The sequence below is a fragment of the Chryseobacterium sp. MA9 genome, assembly GCF_024399315.1.
Taxonomy (GTDB): domain Bacteria; phylum Bacteroidota; class Bacteroidia; order Flavobacteriales; family Weeksellaceae; genus Chryseobacterium.
The window spans coordinates 35,359-54,346 of the sequence record NZ_CP075170.1; the positions used below are offsets into that span (position 1 = coordinate 35,359).

17 protein-coding genes are annotated in these 18,988 nt (G+C 36.6%); 11 read left to right on the top strand and 6 right to left on the bottom strand.

Going from position 1 to position 18,988, the window contains the following annotated elements:
- The first annotated feature begins 2 nt into the window (after positions 1 to 2).
- The 7 genes from KIK00_RS00140 (at position 3) to KIK00_RS00170 (ending at position 9,053) form a co-directional block, all read left to right on the top strand.
- The gene (locus tag KIK00_RS00140) at positions 3 to 554 is read left to right on the top strand and encodes an NADPH-dependent FMN reductase (protein WP_255814557.1); all 552 of its coding nucleotides are present in this window, start codon (positions 3 to 5) and stop codon (positions 552 to 554) included.
- 289 nt (positions 555 to 843) lie between these two features.
- The gene (gene purM, locus KIK00_RS00145) at positions 844 to 1,836 is read left to right on the top strand and encodes a phosphoribosylformylglycinamidine cyclo-ligase (RefSeq protein WP_255814558.1); all 993 of its coding nucleotides are present in this window, start codon (positions 844 to 846) and stop codon (positions 1,834 to 1,836) included.
- 83 nt (positions 1,837 to 1,919) lie between these two features.
- Positions 1,920 to 2,486: a phosphoribosylglycinamide formyltransferase gene (purN, locus tag KIK00_RS00150; RefSeq protein ID WP_255814559.1), complete on the top strand. Its 567-nt coding sequence runs from the start codon at positions 1,920 to 1,922 to the stop codon at positions 2,484 to 2,486.
- Positions 2,487 to 2,652: 166 nt separating this feature from the next.
- Positions 2,653 to 4,170: a bifunctional phosphoribosylaminoimidazolecarboxamide formyltransferase/IMP cyclohydrolase gene (gene purH, locus KIK00_RS00155; protein ID WP_255814560.1), complete on the top strand. Its 1,518-nt coding sequence runs from the start codon at positions 2,653 to 2,655 to the stop codon at positions 4,168 to 4,170.
- A 90-nt stretch (positions 4,171 to 4,260) separates the two neighbouring features.
- Positions 4,261 to 5,499, top strand: coding sequence for a phosphoribosylamine--glycine ligase (gene purD / locus KIK00_RS00160; RefSeq protein ID WP_255814561.1), 1,239 nt, complete (start codon positions 4,261 to 4,263; stop codon positions 5,497 to 5,499).
- A 161-nt stretch (positions 5,500 to 5,660) separates the two neighbouring features.
- Positions 5,661 to 7,190: a glutamine-hydrolyzing GMP synthase gene (guaA, locus tag KIK00_RS00165; RefSeq protein WP_255814562.1), complete on the top strand. Its 1,530-nt coding sequence runs from the start codon at positions 5,661 to 5,663 to the stop codon at positions 7,188 to 7,190.
- Positions 7,191 to 7,544: 354 nt separating this feature from the next.
- Complete coding sequence (locus tag KIK00_RS00170; RefSeq protein ID WP_255814563.1) at positions 7,545 to 9,053, top strand: bifunctional GNAT family N-acetyltransferase/carbon-nitrogen hydrolase family protein; 1,509 nt, start codon at positions 7,545 to 7,547, stop codon at positions 9,051 to 9,053.
- Between the two features lie 59 nt (positions 9,054 to 9,112).
- Here the strand turns inward: KIK00_RS00170 and KIK00_RS00175 are convergent, their stop codons facing one another.
- Positions 9,113 to 9,277 carry a hypothetical protein gene (locus KIK00_RS00175; protein WP_255814564.1) on the bottom strand — a complete coding sequence of 55 codons (165 nt, stop codon included), beginning with the start codon at positions 9,275 to 9,277 and terminating at the stop codon, positions 9,113 to 9,115.
- Between the two features lie 211 nt (positions 9,278 to 9,488).
- On the opposite strand from KIK00_RS00175, the gene KIK00_RS00180 reads away from it, so the two are divergent.
- The 3 genes from KIK00_RS00180 to KIK00_RS00190 all read left to right on the top strand — a co-directional run bounded on the left by KIK00_RS00180 (position 9,489) and on the right by KIK00_RS00190 (position 13,223).
- Entirely contained in the window at positions 9,489 to 11,135 is a 1,647-nt protein-coding gene (locus KIK00_RS00180) for an AarF/ABC1/UbiB kinase family protein (RefSeq protein ID WP_255814565.1), read from the top strand.
- Positions 11,136 to 11,196: 61 nt separating this feature from the next.
- Positions 11,197 to 11,706 (top strand): hypothetical protein, encoded by a 510-nt coding sequence (locus KIK00_RS00185; RefSeq protein ID WP_255814566.1) that lies wholly within the window; start codon positions 11,197 to 11,199, stop codon positions 11,704 to 11,706.
- 164 nt (positions 11,707 to 11,870) lie between these two features.
- A complete protein-coding gene (locus tag KIK00_RS00190) occupies positions 11,871 to 13,223 on the top strand; it encodes a DEAD/DEAH box helicase (RefSeq protein WP_255814567.1) in 1,353 nt (450 codons plus the stop codon).
- 40 nt (positions 13,224 to 13,263) lie between these two features.
- On the opposite strand, the gene KIK00_RS00195 is transcribed toward KIK00_RS00190, so the two are convergent.
- The 5 genes from KIK00_RS00195 to KIK00_RS00215 form a co-directional block, all read right to left on the bottom strand.
- Positions 13,264 to 14,229: a tetratricopeptide repeat protein gene (locus KIK00_RS00195; RefSeq protein ID WP_255814568.1), complete on the bottom strand. Its 966-nt coding sequence runs from the start codon at positions 14,227 to 14,229 to the stop codon at positions 13,264 to 13,266.
- A gap of 10 nt (positions 14,230 to 14,239) precedes the next feature.
- Positions 14,240 to 14,896 (bottom strand): GDSL-type esterase/lipase family protein, encoded by a 657-nt coding sequence (locus KIK00_RS00200; protein ID WP_255814569.1) that lies wholly within the window; start codon positions 14,894 to 14,896, stop codon positions 14,240 to 14,242.
- A 65-nt stretch (positions 14,897 to 14,961) separates the two neighbouring features.
- Positions 14,962 to 15,426 carry a lipocalin family protein gene (locus KIK00_RS00205; RefSeq protein WP_047376804.1) on the bottom strand — a complete coding sequence of 155 codons (465 nt, stop codon included), beginning with the start codon at positions 15,424 to 15,426 and terminating at the stop codon, positions 14,962 to 14,964.
- Between the two features lie 295 nt (positions 15,427 to 15,721).
- Complete coding sequence (locus tag KIK00_RS00210) at positions 15,722 to 16,885, bottom strand: iron-containing alcohol dehydrogenase (RefSeq protein ID WP_255814570.1); 1,164 nt, start codon at positions 16,883 to 16,885, stop codon at positions 15,722 to 15,724.
- Positions 16,886 to 17,031: 146 nt separating this feature from the next.
- Positions 17,032 to 17,439: a helix-turn-helix domain-containing protein gene (locus KIK00_RS00215; protein WP_255814571.1), complete on the bottom strand. Its 408-nt coding sequence runs from the start codon at positions 17,437 to 17,439 to the stop codon at positions 17,032 to 17,034.
- A gap of 99 nt (positions 17,440 to 17,538) precedes the next feature.
- Here KIK00_RS00215 and lpdA point away from each other — a divergent pair, with 99 nt between their 5' ends.
- Complete coding sequence (lpdA, locus tag KIK00_RS00220; protein WP_255814572.1) at positions 17,539 to 18,939, top strand: dihydrolipoyl dehydrogenase; 1,401 nt, start codon at positions 17,539 to 17,541, stop codon at positions 18,937 to 18,939.
- Positions 18,940 to 18,988: the final 49 nt, after the last annotated feature.

Here is an 18,988-nt window from a genome sequence, read left to right on the forward strand (position 1 = left end):
CTATGAAAATTTTAGCAATAGCAGGAAGTAACTCAGAAGCTTCAATGAACAAACAATTGGTAGCATACGCGTCAACATTATTTGAAAATGCAGAAGTAGAAGTAATAGATCTGAACCCTTTCGAAATGCCAATCTACAAGCATGAAAGAGAACTTGCAAATGGTGTTCCTCAGGAAGCTCATGATTTTGCAGCAAAAATCGATGGAGCTAACGTATTATTGGTTTCTTTGGGAGAGCACAACGGAACGTATTCTACAGCATTCAAGAATGTGTTCGACTGGGTGTCCAGAATCAAAGACAGAACAGTTTGGAATGAAGTACCAATGCTATTGATGTCAACATCTCCTGGAGGTAGAGGTGGAGCTGGAGTTTTGGAAGCCGCATCAAAGCGTTTCCCTTTCCATGGAGGAAATGTGGTGGAAACTTTTTCTCTTCCTTTCTTTAATGATAACTTTGATAAAGGAACTCAGAGAATTTCTAATGAAGAGAAGGTCAATGAGTTAAAAGAAAAAATAAAGAAGATTGCGGCTATTGAAACCATCCTTGAAAAATAGAATTTGAATATTCATTTAAAATTACTATTTTTGCAAAAAGAAAAGAGATGAAAATTCAGACCTCCTATAAACAATGTTTTTCTCATAAAGGGAAAATTGTGGGCTCTGAAATTCTGAGATAAAATAACGGCCGATAATCTGAAAAGATTGTCGGCTTTTTTGTTTTCTAAAATCGAGTATAAAAGTAAATATGTAATGTACCAATTTATCAATGTACCAGTCTAACAATTCAACTTATTGTTACATTAATTAGATTGTTATATTGTTAGATTATTATAAATTATTAAACATGAGCAACACTTACAAATCAGCAGGAGTAGACAAAGAAGAAGGATACAAAACGGTTGACAAGATCAAAAAAGCGGTCGGTGAAACCCACAATTCCAATGTACTGAACCACTTGGGGAGTTTTGGTGCTTTCTATGAGATCGGTGGATACAAAAATCCGGTTCTTGTATCAGGAACAGATGGAGTAGGAACAAAGCTGAAAGTAGCTTTAGATACCAAAAAATATGATTCTATTGGGGTAGATTGTTTCGCAATGTGTGCCAATGATATTCTTTGTCACGGAGCAAAACCTTTATTCTTCCTGGATTATCTGGCTTGCGGAAAACTTGATTCAGAAATCGCTGCAGAAATTGTTTTAGGAATGGTAGCCGCTTGTAAGGATAACAACTGTGCACTAATTGGTGGAGAAACTGCTGAAATGCCGGGAATGTACCAGCCTGGAGATTATGATGTTGCAGGATTCTGCGTAGGAATCGTAGAAAAAGATCAGATCATTGATGGTTCTACGATCAAAGCAGGTAACAAAATTATTGCATTACCAAGCTCAGGATTTCACTCAAACGGATTCTCTTTAGTAAGAAAAGTATTCCCTAACTTCGAAGAAGAATTTGAAGGAAAACCTTTATATGAAACCCTTTTAGTTCCTACAAGACTGTACTATAAAGATATCCATAAAGTATTGGAAGAAGTAAAAGTAAGCGGAATTGCTCACATTACTGGAGGCGGTCTTTATGAAAACGTTCCAAGAATCATTCCTGAAGGGCTTTGTGCTTCTATTGATGGTTCTAAAGTGAGAATTCCAAGTGTAATGCTTGAGCTTGAAAAGAGAGGTGGGGTGACACGTGAGGAAATGTATGGAACATTCAATATGGGTGTAGGTATGGTAATCGTTGTAGATGCTGAACATGCTGAAAAAGTATTACACCTTTTAGATGACGCTTACGAAATCGGAGAAATCACTGAAGGAGTAGAAAAAATCAATTTATCATTATAACAATATAAGAATATAACAATGTGCCGGTGTACCAATTTAATTATTGTTACATTGCTAGACTGATACACTGTTACATTATTGACATGAAGAACATCGTTGTACTTGTATCCGGCTCAGGAACCAATCTGCAGAGAATTATTGATACCATTGATGCTGGGGAAATCCAGAATGCAAAAGTATCTTTGGTAGTAGCTGACAGAGAATGTTTCGGACTGGAAAGAGCAAAGAATCACAATATAGAAAACATACTTATTCCAAGAGGAAAGAATTTCAGCAGTGAATTGGCTAAAGTAATCCCTGAAAATACCGATCTGATCGTATTGGCAGGATTTTTATCCATCTTAAAATCTGAATTCTGTGAAAACTGGAACGGTAAAATAATCAATATTCATCCTGCTTTGCTTCCGAAATTCGGAGGAAAAGGAATGTGGGGAATGAACGTTCACAATGCAGTCATTGAAGCCAAAGAAGTAGAGAGTGGGGCGACTGTACATTTTGTAACATCAGGCATTGATGAAGGAGAAGCTATTCTTCAGAAATCTTTTGAAGTAACAGCTGACGATACTCCTGAAACCCTGGCTCAGAAAGTTCACCAGATTGAATATGAAATATTTCCAATAGCGATCAATAAGGTCCTGGGAAATAAATAATGTACCAATCTAACAACGTATCAATTTACCAATAGTTTATTGTTACATTGTTAAACTGATACATTGCTACATTAGCAAAAATCTAAGTAAAATAAAAGTAAGTTCGGAGGTGAAAGACCCGGACACAGTTTGAAATAGCTGTAAAAAGTAAAAAATTGAAAGTAAAATGAGTAAAAAGAGAGTTTTAATCAGTGTTTCTGACAAAAGTGGATTAATAGAATTCGCGCAGTTTTTGGAAGCTCAGAATTATGAGTTGATCTCTACAGGAGGAACGTTCAAACATTTGAAAGACGCTGGTTTAAATCCTATTCAGATTGATGAGGTAACCAATTTCCCTGAAATGTTGGATGGAAGAGTGAAAACTTTACACCCGAAAGTTCACGGTGGATTATTGGCTGTTCGTAACAATGAAGAGCACATGAAAACCGTTCAGGAGCACGGAATTGGTCTGATTGATATGGTGATCGTAAACCTTTACCCTTTCTTTGAAAATGTGAACAAAGACATTTCTTTACATGAGAAAGTAGAGTTTATCGATATCGGAGGTCCTTCAATGCTTCGTTCTGCAGCTAAAAACTTTGATTCTGTAACGGTAATTACCGATGTGGAGGACTATGCGGCAGTAAAAATCGAAATGGAGCAAAACGGAGATACATACATTGAGACCCGTAAAAAGCTTGCAGGAAAGGTATTCAACCTTACTTCTGCCTACGATGCAGCCATTTCAAGAATGCTTTTAGACGAAGAATATCCTACATATCTGAACGCTTCTTATAAAAAAGTTGCTGATTTAAGATATGGAGAAAATCCTCACCAGACAGCAGCTTACTATGTTTCTACTTTCGAAAACGGAGCAATGAAAGACTTCGAACAGCTTGGAGGTAAAGAACTTTCTTTCAACAATCTTCGTGACATGGACCTTTGCTGGAAAGTGGTAAATGAATTCAAAGAAGAAATGGCTTGTTGTGCCGTAAAACACTCTACCCCTTGTGGAGTTGCTATCGGAACTTCAGCGTTAGAGACTTACCAGAAAACATTCGAATGTGATCCGGTTTCTATCTTTGGCGGAATTGTTGCAATGAACTATAAAATAGATGCAGCAACAGCAGAAGAACTAAATAAAACATTCCTTGAGATTGTAATGGCTCCTGAATTTGATGAAGAAGCTCTTGAAATTTTAAGAAAAAAGAAAAACTTAAGAATTATCAAAATCGTAAACCCTGTTTCTGACAAACAGACTTGGGTAAAAGTAGATGGCGGTATTCTGGTTCAGGATAATGATACTCACTTCTCTGACGATATCAAAGTAGTTACAGAAGTACAACCTACAGAAGAGCAGAAAAAAGCTTTACTTTTCTCTCAGAGAGTGGTAAAATATGTGAAGTCTAATGCAATTGTAGTTTCCAACGGAATTCAGGCATTCGGTATCGGTGGCGGACAGGTAAACAGAATCTGGGCGACTCAGCAGGCTATCGAAAGAGCAAAAGAAAAATTCTCCGGAGATCTGGTATTGGCTTCAGATGCATTTTTCCCTTTCCGTGATGTGGTAGATTTCTGCGCTCAGGAAGGTATCAAGGCAATTATTCAGCCAGGTGGAAGTGTAAAAGATCAGGATAGCGTAGAGGCTGCAAATGAGCACGGTATCCCAATGATGTTTACAGGTGTTAGACACTTTTTCCACTAATTAAAATAGAATTAAAAAATAATTAGGGATTGTATTTTTAGCATTCAAAATTATATATTTGTAAAATAAGACTAGATAATAATATAAAGTATGAGAATATTAATCATAGGTGAAGGCGGTAGAGAATCTGCTTTAGCGGCAAAGCTTCAGAATGACTCAAGAATTTCTAAAATGTTTTTTGCCAACGGGAATGCTACTACCGATGTAATAGGGAAAAATGTTCATTTATCGGAAATTAAAGAACTTAGAGATTTCGCAATTAAAGAAAAGATTGATCTTACGATCGTAGGTCCGGAAGCTCCTCTTGTAGCGGGTATTAAGGACGAATTTAAAAAACACGATCTTAAAGTTTTCGGTCCTACTCAGAAAGTAGCAAGCCTTGAAGGAAGTAAAGCTTTCTCTAAGAAATTTATGCAGACCTATGATATCAAAACAGCTAAGGCGGTAGTATTTGATTCATACAACGATGCTAAAGAATATGTGCAGACACAGCAGTATCCTTTGGTGATCAAAGCCAGTGGTTTAGCAGGCGGAAAAGGTGTTGTTATTTGTGATAACCTTGAAGAAGCTGAAGCTACCATCCACGACTTCATGATCAGAAGAATCTATGGAGATGCAGGAATCCGCTTAGTTATTGAAGAATATTTACAAGGTTTTGAAGCGTCTATCATTGCTTTCTCTAACGGGGATAAATTGTTCCCATGTGTAGCAGCAAAAGACTATAAAAAAGCTGGAAACGGAGATACAGGGCCTAATACAGGAGGTATGGGTTCAATAGCACCAAGCCCAGAATTTACTCAGGAGCACTATGCAGATTTCGAGAAAAATATCTTAGAGCCTACCATTACAGGGCTTAAAGCAGAAGGTTTCGGATTTAAAGGAATCATCTTCTTCGGATTGATGGTTACGAAAAACGGAGCTTACCTTCTTGAATACAACATGAGATTCGGAGATCCTGAAACGCAGGTATTGATGGCACTTATGGAAAACAATCTTCTTGATGTGATCCAGGATTGTATGGAAGGAAAAGACATTGAGCTTAAATTTAAAGACGAAAAAGCAGTTTGTCTTGTAATGTGTTCAGGAGGTTATCCAAGAAACATCGAAACAGGCTTCGAAATTACAGGAGAAGATAAGCTTAAACATAGCAAACTTTTATACGCAGGAGCTATCAGCAAAGGAGACAAAGTGGTTTCCAACGGTGGTAGAGTTCTGAACATTGTAGCTACAGGTGCTACTTTCGAAGATGCCCGCAAAAAAGCTTACGAAGATGCAAGTCATGTACATTTCGATTACGGCTTCTACAGAGACGACATCGGAAAGTTTTAATAAAAATCACGAAAAAAGATTTGGAGCAATTCCAAGTCTTTTTTTGTAAAACAGTTAAATAAGCAATAAGCTTTAGGCTACAGGCAGTACGATTATTGCGGTATAAAAAGCCTATCGCTTTAAGCTTTTAAATTAATCATCATTTATCACAATTATCAACAATGAACAACGGTATTATTATTTTAGATTTCGGATCCCAGTACAACCAGCTTATCGGAAGAAGAATCCGTGAGATGGGTGTATATTCTGAGATCTTACCTTACAATACACCATTACAAGATATTTTAGCAAAACAGCCAAAAGGAATCATCCTTTCCGGTGGACCAAGCTCTGTAAATGCAGAAAATGCCCACCTGGTTGAAAAAGAATTATACGAACAGGGAGTTCCTGTGTTGGGAATCTGCTACGGAATGCAGATGACGGCTCACCTTTTAGGAGGAAAAGTAAACAAAGGAGAAAAAGGAGAATATGGTAAAGCAAACCTTGAGATCGTTAAAGAAAGTTCTTTACTAAAGGGAGTTACTCAGAACTCTGTAGTTTGGATGAGCCACTTTGACGAAGTAGGAGAATTGCCTGCGGGTTTTGAGCTTAACGCAAAATCAGGAGTAATTGCTTCTATCTCTAACGAAGAAAGTAAAATCTACTGTGTTCAGTTCCACCCGGAAGTTTCTCATACAGAAGAAGGAGGGAAAATGCTTGAAAACTTCGTTTTCGGAATCTGTAACTCAGAGAAAAACTGGAAACTGACTAACTATATTGAAAAAACAGTTGAGGAAATCCGTGAGAAAGTAGGAGACAACAAAGTAATCCTTGGACTTTCCGGAGGTGTAGACTCTTCTGTAGCGGCTGTTTTGATCCACAAAGCAATCGGTGATCAGTTGACTTGTATCTTCGTAGATACGGGACTATTGAGAAAGGATGAGGGCAAAAAAGTAATGGATCAGTACGGAGAACATTTCCATATGAACATTAAAATGGTAGATGCTCAGGATAGATTCCTTACAAAATTAGCTGGAGTAGATGATCCTGAAGCGAAGAGAAAAATCATTGGAAACGAATTTATCCACGTTTTTGACGAAGAATCTCACAAAATTGAAGGCGCTAAATTCCTTGCTCAAGGTACTATTTATCCTGACGTTATCGAAAGCCAGTCTGTAAACGGGCCATCTGCAGTAATCAAGTCTCACCACAACGTAGGTGGACTTCCTGAAGATATGGACTTCGAATTATTAGAGCCGTTAAGAGAGCTTTTCAAGGACGAAGTAAGAAGAGTAGGAGAAGAATTAGGAATTCCTCACCACATGGTATACAGACACCCTTTCCCAGGTCCGGGACTTGGAATCAGAGTATTGGGAGCTGTAGATGCTGAGAAAGTAAGAATCCTTCAGGAAGCTGATGATATCTTCATCGAAGAATTATACAAAAATGATCTTTACGAAAAAGTATCTCAGGCATTCGTTGTTCTTCTTCCGGTGAAATCTGTAGGAGTAATGGGAGACGAAAGAACATATGAATACACCGCTGTAGTTCGTTCTGCCAACACGATTGACTTTATGACAGCAACATGGAGCAGACTTCCTTACGAGTTCCTTGATACTGTTTCCAGCAGAATCATCAACGAAGTAAGAGGAATCAACAGAGTAGCTTACGATATTTCAAGCAAACCACCTGCAACTATTGAGTGGGAATAATTTTTGACTTGAATTTAAAATATAAATCCTGCCCGCTTTGGGTGGGATTTTTTATTTATATTGGAAATTTTGTTTCTAAAAATTGTAGTGCTTCTATACCAAGCTCTGTTTTCTGTAAACAAGAACGGTGAACTCCTTCGTCATTAAAAATGTAAAACTTATTATTCTTATCAGAAGTAAAAGGTGGAAATAAAACAATGTCCTGTCCTACGTCTAAAGTTTTTTTTGCAAATAGGGCATTCACTTTGATTAAGAAAAATTATTGCCATTTCTAATTGGTATTTTGGTTAATGTTTTGCTTGGTAATAGTCTATTAAAACAAATTTTCACTAAATTTAAGTAAAATTACATCAAATGCAAATAGAAACAAGAAACCTGACTCTTCAGGATTATGATGAACTGGCGGAAACGATGAAAAGGGCCTACCCGCAGATGTCGGAATCCATTTGGTCCAAAAAAAGTATTGATAAGCTTACAAAAATGTTCCCTAATGGACAGATTTGTATTACGGTAGACGGGAAGCTGGCTGCTGTAGCGCTTTCTATCATAGTCAATTATGAAGAATTTGGGGATGATCATACCTATAGTGATATTACAGGAAATTATACATTCAATACCCATTCTTCCACAGGAAATGTTCTCTACGGAATAGAAGTTTTTGTAGACCCTGAGTTTCGTGAACTGCGTTTGGGAAGAAGACTTTATGATGCCCGGAAAGAGCTTTGTGAGCATTTAAACCTGAAATCTATTGTTCTGGGCGGTAGAATCCCGAATTATCACAAATACAGCCACGAGTTTTCTCCAAGAGAATATATCAGAAAAGTAAGGGATAAAGAAATTTATGATCCGGTATTGTCTTTCCAGCTTTCCAATAACTTTCTTCCAATAAGAATCCTGAAAAAATATCTTCCTGAAGATGAAGCTTCGAGAGAAAATGCAGTTCTTTTACAATGGAACAACATCTATTACAGCAGAAAACCAAATACGATGCAGGACAGCATTATCCGCCTTGGATTAGTTCAATGGCAGATGAGGCACTTCAAAGATATAGATGCTTTTTATGAACAGGTGGAGTTTTTCGTCAATGTAATGGGAGATTATAAATCAGACTTTGTTCTTTTCCCTGAACTCTTCAATACCCCTTTACTGGCTCCCTTCAATAACCTTTCCGAAAGGGACAGTATGATAGAGCTGGCAAAACTTACTGAAGAGATCAAAAATAAAATTTCAGACCTGGCGATCAGTTATAATGTGAATATTATTTCCGGAAGTATGCCTGTTTTTGATAATGACAATAATGATTTGTATAATGTAAGTTATCTTTTACACCGCGACGGCCGTATGGATGAGTACAGAAAAATTCATATTACCCCGAATGAAAAAAGATATTATGGAATGAAAGGTGGAAATGAAATCAAAGTTTTTGATACCGACTGTGGTAAAATAGGTCTTGTGATCTGCTATGACGTGGAATTCCCGGAATTGCCAAGAATTCTGGCCGATCAGGGAATGAAAATCCTGTTTGTTCCTTATCTGACAGATACTCAGAATGCTTATATGAGGGTACGCCACTGTGCTGCTGCAAGAGCTATAGAAAATGAATGTTATGTAGCCATTGCCGGCTGTGTAGGAAATCTTCCGAAGGTAAACAATATGGATATCCAGTTTGGACAGGCTGCCGTATTTACCCCTTCTGATTTTGCCTTCCCGTCAAACGCCGTAAAAGGAGAAGCGACTCCCAATACAGAAATGACTCTGATTGTAGACGTAGACCTGAATCTGTTAAAAGATCTCCATCACAACGGATCTGTTCAGGTGATGAAAGACCGCCGAAAAGATCTGTACGAAACCTATCTTAAATAATAAAAACAGAATGCGAAAGCATTCTGTTTTTATTTTACCTGAAATTTTCTTTGAGTGAATTACATATACTCAGGACATACTACAGCAGGGCAGATTAGTTTCGGACATCTTGGTCTTCCATCTGTAGGGCAGCATTGGTTGGAGCAGTTTCCGATAATGATTCCGCTTCCTGCAATCCCTTTTAATTGCTCTCTTGAAAGTTTGTTGCTACGTAAATTTTTCATGTTCTAATACTTTTGGTTTGTTTTATTTGTACGCTGTAAATATATTGATTTTTATGATATGTGATGGTTTTTGTTATTATTGATGTATTTTATTCTTTAAAATATTGATTATGTGTTGTTGTTTTTAATTTTGTGGGGTAGTAGTGTTATCAATAATTCTTTTCATAAAGGAACAATTTTTGGAGTAAATTGCACCAACTATTGATACACTATGTTTGACAAGCCCCAAAGGAAACTGAAAAGATCCGCAAGACTGATTTCCGTATTGAGTAAATATGGATTCAAAGATATGCTGGCAAGGATGAATGGAGGAAATAAGCAGGAAGACACCTCCAATTCAGACGAGATTATTTCAAAAGGAACCGTTTACGAAAGAATAAGACTGGCTCTCGAAGAGCTGGGACCTACTTTTGTAAAGCTTGGCCAGACATTCAGTAACCGGGAAGACCTTTTGCCACCGGAACTTATTCAGGAGCTACAGAAGCTTCAGGACAAGGTGGAAACGGTTGATATGGATGTAGAAGAAGCATTGGAGAACGAATTCAATATTTCCGTTAAAGATTATTTCCTGGAAATTCAGAAACAGCCTCTGGCTACAGCTTCCATTGCACAGGTGTATAAAGCTGTTTTGCTGGATGGAAGTCCGGTAATTTTAAAATTGAGAAAACCTGATGTTCAATCAGTCATTGAAGATGATTTACTTTTAATTAAAGATATTGAAAAGCTGATATCTGCCTATTCGGAAATAGGAGAAAAACTGAATCTGAAGCAGGCTATTTCCACTTTTGAAAGGTCTTTACTGGAAGAAGTTTCTCTGATTAATGAAAAAAATAATATACTGCAGTTCCGTTTAAATTTTAAGAATAATAAAGAAACATATGTTCCTAAAGTCTATGAAGAATTTTCCAACAACAATATTCTTTGTATGGAGTTCATTGATGGAATAAAGGTTACGGATAAATCAGTACTTCTGGCAAATGATATAGACCCTGTAAAAGTTTCCGAAGCGGGATTAAGACTGTTCGTATCACAGATCTTAGACTATGGATTCTTCCATGCAGATCCTCACGCGGGCAATATTTTAGTGAAAAAAGACGGTAAGATAGTGTTCATAGATTTTGGAGCGGTAGGAAAAATTCAGCCTAATGATAAAGAAATTCTTGAAAATCTTATCGTAAGTTTTGTCGCGAAAAATTCACATAAAATAGTCCGGTCACTCAAAAAAATGGCTATAAGCTATGAAATTCCTGATGAAAGGCGGTTTGAAAATGATGTTGATGATATTCTGAATTTTGTTCACAGCTCATCATTACAGGATATCAATGTACAGGTGATCATCAACAAGATGAAGGATATTTTAAAGGACAACAGGCTTTATATGCCAGATTATTTCTATCTTTTATTTAAAGGAATCAGCCTTATAGAAGGAGTTGGAAGAAGCATCAATCCTGATCTGGATATTGTGAAAAGTCTTCATCCTTACACCAAAAAGATTTTCACCAAAAAAATAAATCCAAAGAATCTCTTAAAAACAGGAATGGACCGGATGATGAATTTCACAGATAACGTGGATGAAATCCCGAAAGAGCTTCGTTCCGTGCTTCAAAAACTGGATGAAAATAAGTTTACTATTTCCAGTGAGATCAAAAATATAGACAAAACCAACCAACTGATCAAATCCAGTGTTGTCAATTTGATTTTGGCCATGGTCTTAGGAGCGAATATTATTGCGACAGCAATTGTGTTTAGTTCAGAATCCGGTCCTAGAATCGGAGAGTTGTCTTTGGTGGCAGTCTTAGGTTTTATTTTTTCAGTCATTTTAGTCCTGATCCTCCTACTGAGAGTAACAAGAAAATAAACGTAATAAAACTAATTACCCAAAAAAACGTACATCGTAACCCATAACTTATAATCCCACAATGAAAACACTTATTATAACAGCAATCACCTTATTCAGCTCATATTGTAGTGCACAGCAGGGAAATGAAGAGAATCTTCAGGGAGATTTTGACGGGAACGGAACAAAAGAATATGCCTATACAAAAGTAAGTGACTGTGGTGATGAATGTGAAGGAAAGTGTGAAACTACCATATATTTCAGTGATAAAAATATAAAACCTATAACTATTACACCTGCGAACCAAGGGAGTCTGTATAATCTGGGAGATCTTAATGATGACGGGAAAGATGAGATTGGTTTTTATCCCAACTGGTGCACCAGCTGCTGGCATCCGTTCTATGTATATACTTTAAGTAAAACGGGCTGGAAACCATTGTTGCCATCTATTTCCACTCACTGTAATCAGTGGGAAGAAGATAAATTCCCTATCAAAAAAGACCTGAAAAAGGAAGGGTACGTTATTGTTACCTCCAGCAAATGGGAAGATGATGACATTAAAATTAAGAGTAAAAGCGTAAAGGTGAATTGACTATAATAGCTGGATGATGGAGGCTGGAAAGGGAAGATAATGATTCCTGTTAATACATCAAACTGTTTCATAGTAAATTCAAAAAATTAGAATAACGTTTGATAATCTCCCAGCTTCAAACTTCATGCTTCCATACTACAAAATTAAATACCTATCTTTGCAAAATGGAAAAACTCACTTTTGCAGATTTTGACCTTCCGGTTAAAATTCTTGATGTTTTAGCGGATTTGGAATTATTTGAACCTACACCCATTCAGGAGAAGAGCTTAAAGCCTATTCTTTCTGGAAGAGATGTAATGGGAATTGCGCAGACCGGAACTGGAAAAACATTAGCTTATCTTTTGCCCGTTCTGAAAACATGGAAATACAGCAAGACAGGAAATCCAACTGTTTTAGTGCTTGTTCCTACAAGAGAATTGGTGGTACAGGTAACTGAAATCCTTGAGAAACTGACAGAAAATATTACTGCAAGAGTAATCGGAATATACGGTGGGAAAAATATCAATACTCAAAAACTATTGTTCAACGATGGTTGTGATATTTTGGTAGGAACACCGGGAAGAGTAATGGACCTTTCCATAGACAACGCCATTTCTCTTAAAGAAGTTCAGAAATTGGTCATTGATGAATTTGATGAGATGCTTAACCTAGGTTTCAGACCGCAGCTTACTCATATTTTTGAAATGATGAAAGCGAAGAGACAAAATATCCTTTTCTCTGCAACCATGACGGAAGCAGTAGATGAAATGTTGGATGTATATTTTGCAAGTCCGATTGAAATTTCATTAGCAAAATCCGGAACGCCGCTTGAAAAAATTGAACAGACTGCTTATAAAGTAGAAAACTTCAATACTAAGATCAACTTACTTGAATATTTACTGAAGAATGATACAGATATGTCCAAGGTCTTGATTTTTAACAATAATAAAAGACATGCCGACATGCTCTTTACTAAAATTGATGAGCTTTTCCCTGAACAGTTTGATGTGATTCACTCTAATAAGTCTCAGAATTACAGACTTAAGGCTATGAAAAGCTTTGAGAATGAAGAGGTAAGAGGCTTGATTACTACGGATGTAATGGCAAGAGGCCTTGATATTTCAAATGTTACGCATGTTATCAACTTTGAAACACCTGATATTCCTGAGCAGTATATCCACAGAATCGGTAGAACTGGTAGAGCTGACAAAGAAGGAAAGGCGGTTACTTTTGTAACTAAAAAAGAAGAACCTTTGATTCTTGATATTGAGCTATTGATGGATAAAGAATTGAAATTTAATGAATTCCCGGAAGGAGTTAAGATCAATCCTAAAAAGATCGCTGATGAAGAAGATCAGGTTATTATGAAAAATCCTGCACAGGTAAAACTGAATGATGGAGGAGGAGCTTTCCATGATAAAAAAGCTAAAAACACAAAAGAAAACTGGGGTGGGCCTTCCAAAAGAAAAGCACCTAAGAAGTTTGGAGCCAACAGAGCCCAACAGAAAGCAATATCAAAATCGAAAAGAAAGAAATAAAATAAAAAACGATTCCCATATCAGGAATCGTTTTTTATTTTTAATCGAATTGAATATTGTTATTTTTTAAAATTTCTTTAAACTTATCTGCTTTGCCCTCCTCCTTCATACTTTTGTAAATATAGCCTATCATTTTTTCAGCATCAGACCGGTAAGGTGATTTTTGTTCGGAATAAATCCTGTATGCTTTACAAATATTATCAAGACCTTTCTCATTATTCTTCAGATGAGCGAAGTAGACTTGCCCCATTCCATAATAAACTTCCGGATCACCGGGATATACTTTGTCAAAATCATTATATGCATCAATAGCTTTCTGATATTCCTTTTTATAAACATACGTGATTGCTATATTCTGTAAAGGCATTTTACCTTTTGGATCAGCAGCCAATGACTGTTTATAAGCATTAAGAGCCTTATCATATTCTCCGATTCTTCTATAGGAAATTCCCAGATTATCCCATGCATAAATGAATTTTGGATCAACTTTTACAGCCTGCTCATAATTCTGAATAGCTTCTTTCCAGTTTTCCTGTTTGGATGCGTCAATGGCTTTCTCATAGAAATCAAGTGCTGTTTTATTTTTTGAAAACTTGTCATAACTGGTTTCTGAAGCTGTGGTAGCTTTTTTTACACTTTCGCAGTTTTGCATCAGATATCGCTCCAGTTCATTATAGCTGTCCTTGTACTGTTGTGAATTCTTACTTGTATTAAAAGTCAGATTAATCTCTTTTTTCCCGTTTACTTTAGGTGCGTTTTCAGACTGTTTTTCTGCTCCTTTCAAAAGGGTAGATATTTGAAGCGCTCCGGTGTATTTGTCAATACATTCATGAACATCTTTTATAATATCTTCCTTCTTCCTGTTAGACAGAGAAATAGAATCAGCACATTTACAGGCGTTTTCTGATAGTTCCTGAAGAACTGTTTTTTCATCCGGTTTCTCCTGAGAAAATGAAAGAGAATATAATAAAACAAAAAATAAAATGGTTATTGGTTTTTTTATCATGGGTTGTAGTTTATTTCAGGTAAGGAGTAATAACCTTTGTCCATATCTTATATCCTTCCGGTTTAAAATGAAGCATATCTTCCACAAAAATATCTTTCCTTACATTTCCGTCAGCATCTTCCATTGCTTTAGTAACGTCAATGTATTCAGCATTGGGTTCTTTTTTCATAAATGCAGCGATCTTTTTGTTGGCAATTTTCATCTGTGGCCAAATCACTTCTCTGCTTGGGGAGTACTTGATAGAGATATAATCAACTTCAATATTGGGAAATCTTTCACGTATTTTTTTATAAAAAGCTTTATATCTGTCAACCACTACTTTTGCTTTTAGCTGATGGTTGTCTGCAAAATCATTTTCACCACAATAAATAATGATCTGTTTAGGCTGATATGGAGCTAAAAGATCATTCGCGAAATCATTAAGGTCTGTAAGTCTGGATCCCCCAAATCCTCTGTTGATAATTTTTTTATCAGGAAAATAATCTGCTATATCAGTCCATTTTGTGAATGATGAGCTTCCCAGAAATAAAATGGCATCCTTTGGCGGCGGGTTTTGCTGATCTTGTTTTTTGAATTCCTGAATGTCCTGCCAGAACATTGGTTTTTTTTCCTGAGAAAAGGCAATAGTAAAAAACAGCAACAAAAATGCTGATAGAATCTTCTTCATTATATTCAGTTTTAAATTAAATATAAAAGTAATAAAAAACTCCCGATTAACGGGAGCTTTATGATTTATCTTTTGTAGGTAACATAAGTAACTTCAGGAATTTTGTCTCCATCCAGATCAAAATTTCCAAACTGCTGGGCAAGCCTAAGTTCTTTGCCTGTCAAGACATCCACTCTGTAATTTGCCGATGCTTCTTCATCACCAAGCTTAATTCCCAAGACTTTTGAGTCAGCATCATAAGTGTATCTTCCTTCACTTTTTTGATCCATTTGACAGTCTGCACCTACTCCTGTATATGCTGTATAGCTTACGTAATAATCTGTTCTGAAGAAAAGAGTGTTTTTAGTTGCACATCCGGTGTTTGGATAGCTTTGAAGCACTGTTTTATTATCTTTTCCGGAAATTATTTCCCTTTTAACTTCCTTCCAATCTCCCTTCATGATATCCATTTCATATGCATCAAGATTGTCATCTTTACAAGAAGTAAGCGCCAGGGCAGAAAAGGCAAATAAAAGTAGCTGTTTTTTCATTTTCACAAATTTAAGAATATGCTAAAATATAAATAAATTTGAAATATCTATAATGAAATAATGATTTTTTAAACGAATGTTTGTAAATTGAATAATTTTGAGAGTGGAATCAGTATTTTCAATCGAATAAAACCGCTAAAACTTAAGAAATTGATTAAAGAGCATACAACACAATACCTGTGAATATCATCAAAATCAAAAGAAGCGGGCTAAACCCGCTTCTCATATAAATTAATTGCTACTCCGGCTTCAATCAAAATTTAATAGACTCAGCATAATCTTAAATTTTGAACTTCTAGTAGCTCATTTCTACAATCTTATAAGCATCCTGTGGAGTCAGTTTTTTATACTCTCCAAGACCTAGCCAGTTTCTGTCTGTAAAGGCTTTCTCAACCTTTTCAGCTGTTCCTTTAAAATCTTCTGTATATTCAGAAAGTTTGGTTTTGATATGAAGGCTGTGGAAGAATTCTTCCATTTTTTTGATTCCCTGCTCTGCTTTTTCTTCTACACTTCCGTCTTTGATTCCCCAAACTCTCTCTGCATATTGGGCCAATTTTCCTTTTTTATCATCAAAATTGTAACGGTAATGCGATGGAGCAATGATTGCCAGTGTTCTTGCATGATCAATACCAAAATAAGCAGTCAGTTCGTGCCCCATTGCGTGTACTGCCCAGTCTGTAATTACTCCTTTCTGGATCAGGCCGTTCAGAGCCATTGTACAGCACCACATAAAGTTTCCGGCAGCATCATAGTTGAAATCATCAGCTAATACTTTAGGAGCGGTCTCCTGAAGACTGATCAGAATACTTTCTGCAATTCTTTCCTGCAGATCAGCAGAAGAAGGAGCCGTCATATATTGTTCCAAAACGTGGGTGTAGGCATCTGTAATCCCGTTTACGATTTGATTTTTTGGAATTGATCTGATTACCTCCGGATCCAGTACAGAAAATTGAGGGAAAAGTCCCGGTCCTCCTGAAGACAATTTTTCATTCGTTTCTCTTCTTGAGATAACATATCCTGAGTTCATTTCTGAACCGGTTGCAGGCAGCGTTAAAATACTTCCGAACGGCATTCCTTCTCCTTCAAAAGTTCTTACCGAATTTCTCAGAATATCCCATGGTTCACCAGCATAATTAGCTGCTGCGGAGATAAATTTCGTACCGTCAATCACAGATCCGCCACCAACAGCAAGAAGGTAATTGATATCGTTTTCTTTAATAAAGCTTAAGGCATTGATTAAGACTTCGTATTCCGGATTGGCAGGAACTCCACCAAATTCATATACATCATGATCTTTCAAAGCCTCTTTTACCTGGTCGTAAACACCATTGTTTTTGATGCTTCCACCTCCGTAAATCATTAATATTCTGGCGTTTTTAGGGATTTCTTTGGAAATTTTGGCAATTTCACCTTTCCCGAAAAGTATTTTTGTTGGATTCTTAAACTCGAAATTAAGCATTGTTCTAAATTTATTTTACCCAAATTTACGGAATGAAAAAGGAAAATTGAGTTAACGAAATTTTAAAATTGCTATTATTATATTTTATGAAAGCTATTGCTGTTAACGGTTCTGAAACCCTGAATTATATTTCTCTTTGAAGTCTATTAAACCTCAGATGAGAGATAGGCTTTAGCTCTTTTGATAAAATTTTCCTTATCCTTTTTAATCTCCTCCAATAGTTTTTTCCGGTCATCAGGAATAGTGAGGTATTGATCTCCCCAAAGATTGATTTCAACGATCACTGGAATAAGATCGATGCCTTTTTGAGTCAGAAAATAGAGAATCTTCAACTTGCTGTCCGGGTGGTCTTTTTTATCAATAATCCCATTGTCCAGAAGATTTTGAAGCTTTGAAGCCAGAATGTTGGTAGCGATTTTTTCATCTGCTTTGAGGAAGTCGCCATAAGTGCATTCCTTTTTCAGCATAAGATCTCTTATGATTAACAGAGACCATTTATCACCCCACATTTCCAGTGAACAACTGATCGGGCAGTCTGATCTTTTTTTACTCATATCGTTAATTTCAAAATAATACTTGCAAAATAAAAGTGATTATTTTAACTTTGCTTTTGTTTTGCAAGTAAATTTAATCATAAAAAATTAATAAATCAAATGGATCATTATGACATCGCCGTAATTGGCTCCGGACCTGGTGGATATGTAGCAGCGATAAGAAGCGCACAACTTGGATATAAAACAGTAATTATAGAGAAGTATGATACATTGGGAGGAACATGCACCAATGTGGGCTGTATTCCGACTAAAGCTTTATTGGACAGTACCCACCACTATGCAGAAGCACAGCATAAATTCAATGAACATGGCATCAGGCTGGGTAAGATAGAGCTTGACTTCTCCCAAATGTACAGAAGAAAGGCAGACGTAGTCTCTAAAAATACTGGAGGTCTCGATTTTTTAATGAACAAAAATAAAATTACCCGACTGAAAGGAACAGCAGGTTTTATCAATAATTCTACTGTAAAAATTATAAACGGGCCCGAAACAAAAGAACTAACAGCGCAGCATTATATCATTGCTACAGGGTCAAAACCTTCAAGTATTCCGGGGGTGGACATTGATAAGAAAAGAATCATTACTTCTACTGAAGCACTGTCTCTAACAGAAAAACCTGAATCTATGGTGATTATTGGCGGAGGAGTGATTGGAGTGGAAATGGCTTCTATTTTCAATCGTATCGGGACGAAAGTGACCATTCTGGAATATGCAGATCATCTGATTGCTGCAATGGATCATGAATTGGGAAAAAATCTTCACAAAATCCTTAAAAAAGAAGGGATTGATATCCGTCTTAACCAAGCTGTTTATAAAACTGAAAATACAGGTTCTTCAGCAAAGGTTTTTTTTAAAGATAAAAACGGAGCAGAAGGAGATCTGGATGCAGAGTATATTTTGGTTGCTGTAGGGAGAAGTCCTTACGTAAAAGGTCTCGGTCTTGAAAATACAGACGTACAGCTTGACGAGAGAGGATTTATTAAAGTGGATGAAAATAACCGTACATCAGCTTCCAATATCTACGCGATTGGTGATGTTATCGGTGGGGTAATGCTGGCTCATAAAGCTGAAGAAGAAGGTGTTTTTGTAGCAGAAACCATTAATGGACAAAAACGCCACATTCATTACAGCCGGATTCCTTCCGTAGTGTATACATGGCCTGAAGTAGCTTCAGTAGGGTATACCGAGGAATATCTGAAAAAAAATAATATAGCTTACAACGTTGGAAAATTCCCGTTTTCTGCCAGTGCTAGGGCCCGGGCTTCAATGGATATGGAAGGTTTTGCAAAAGTTTTGGTAGATCCGAAATACGGAGAAGTGCTGGGAGTTCATATCATTGGGGCCAGAGCAGCTGATTTGATTGCTCAGGGTGTTATTGCTCAGGAATATGAAGTAACGGCAGAAGATATGTTCCGCATTTCCTATGCCCATCCAACCTATTCTGAAACTTTGAAGGAAGCTTATCTGATTGCATCCGGACAGGGAGCGATTAATATATAAAGAAATAATGTTAAAAATCTTAATGGTTTTATCGGTTTATCAATTTTAT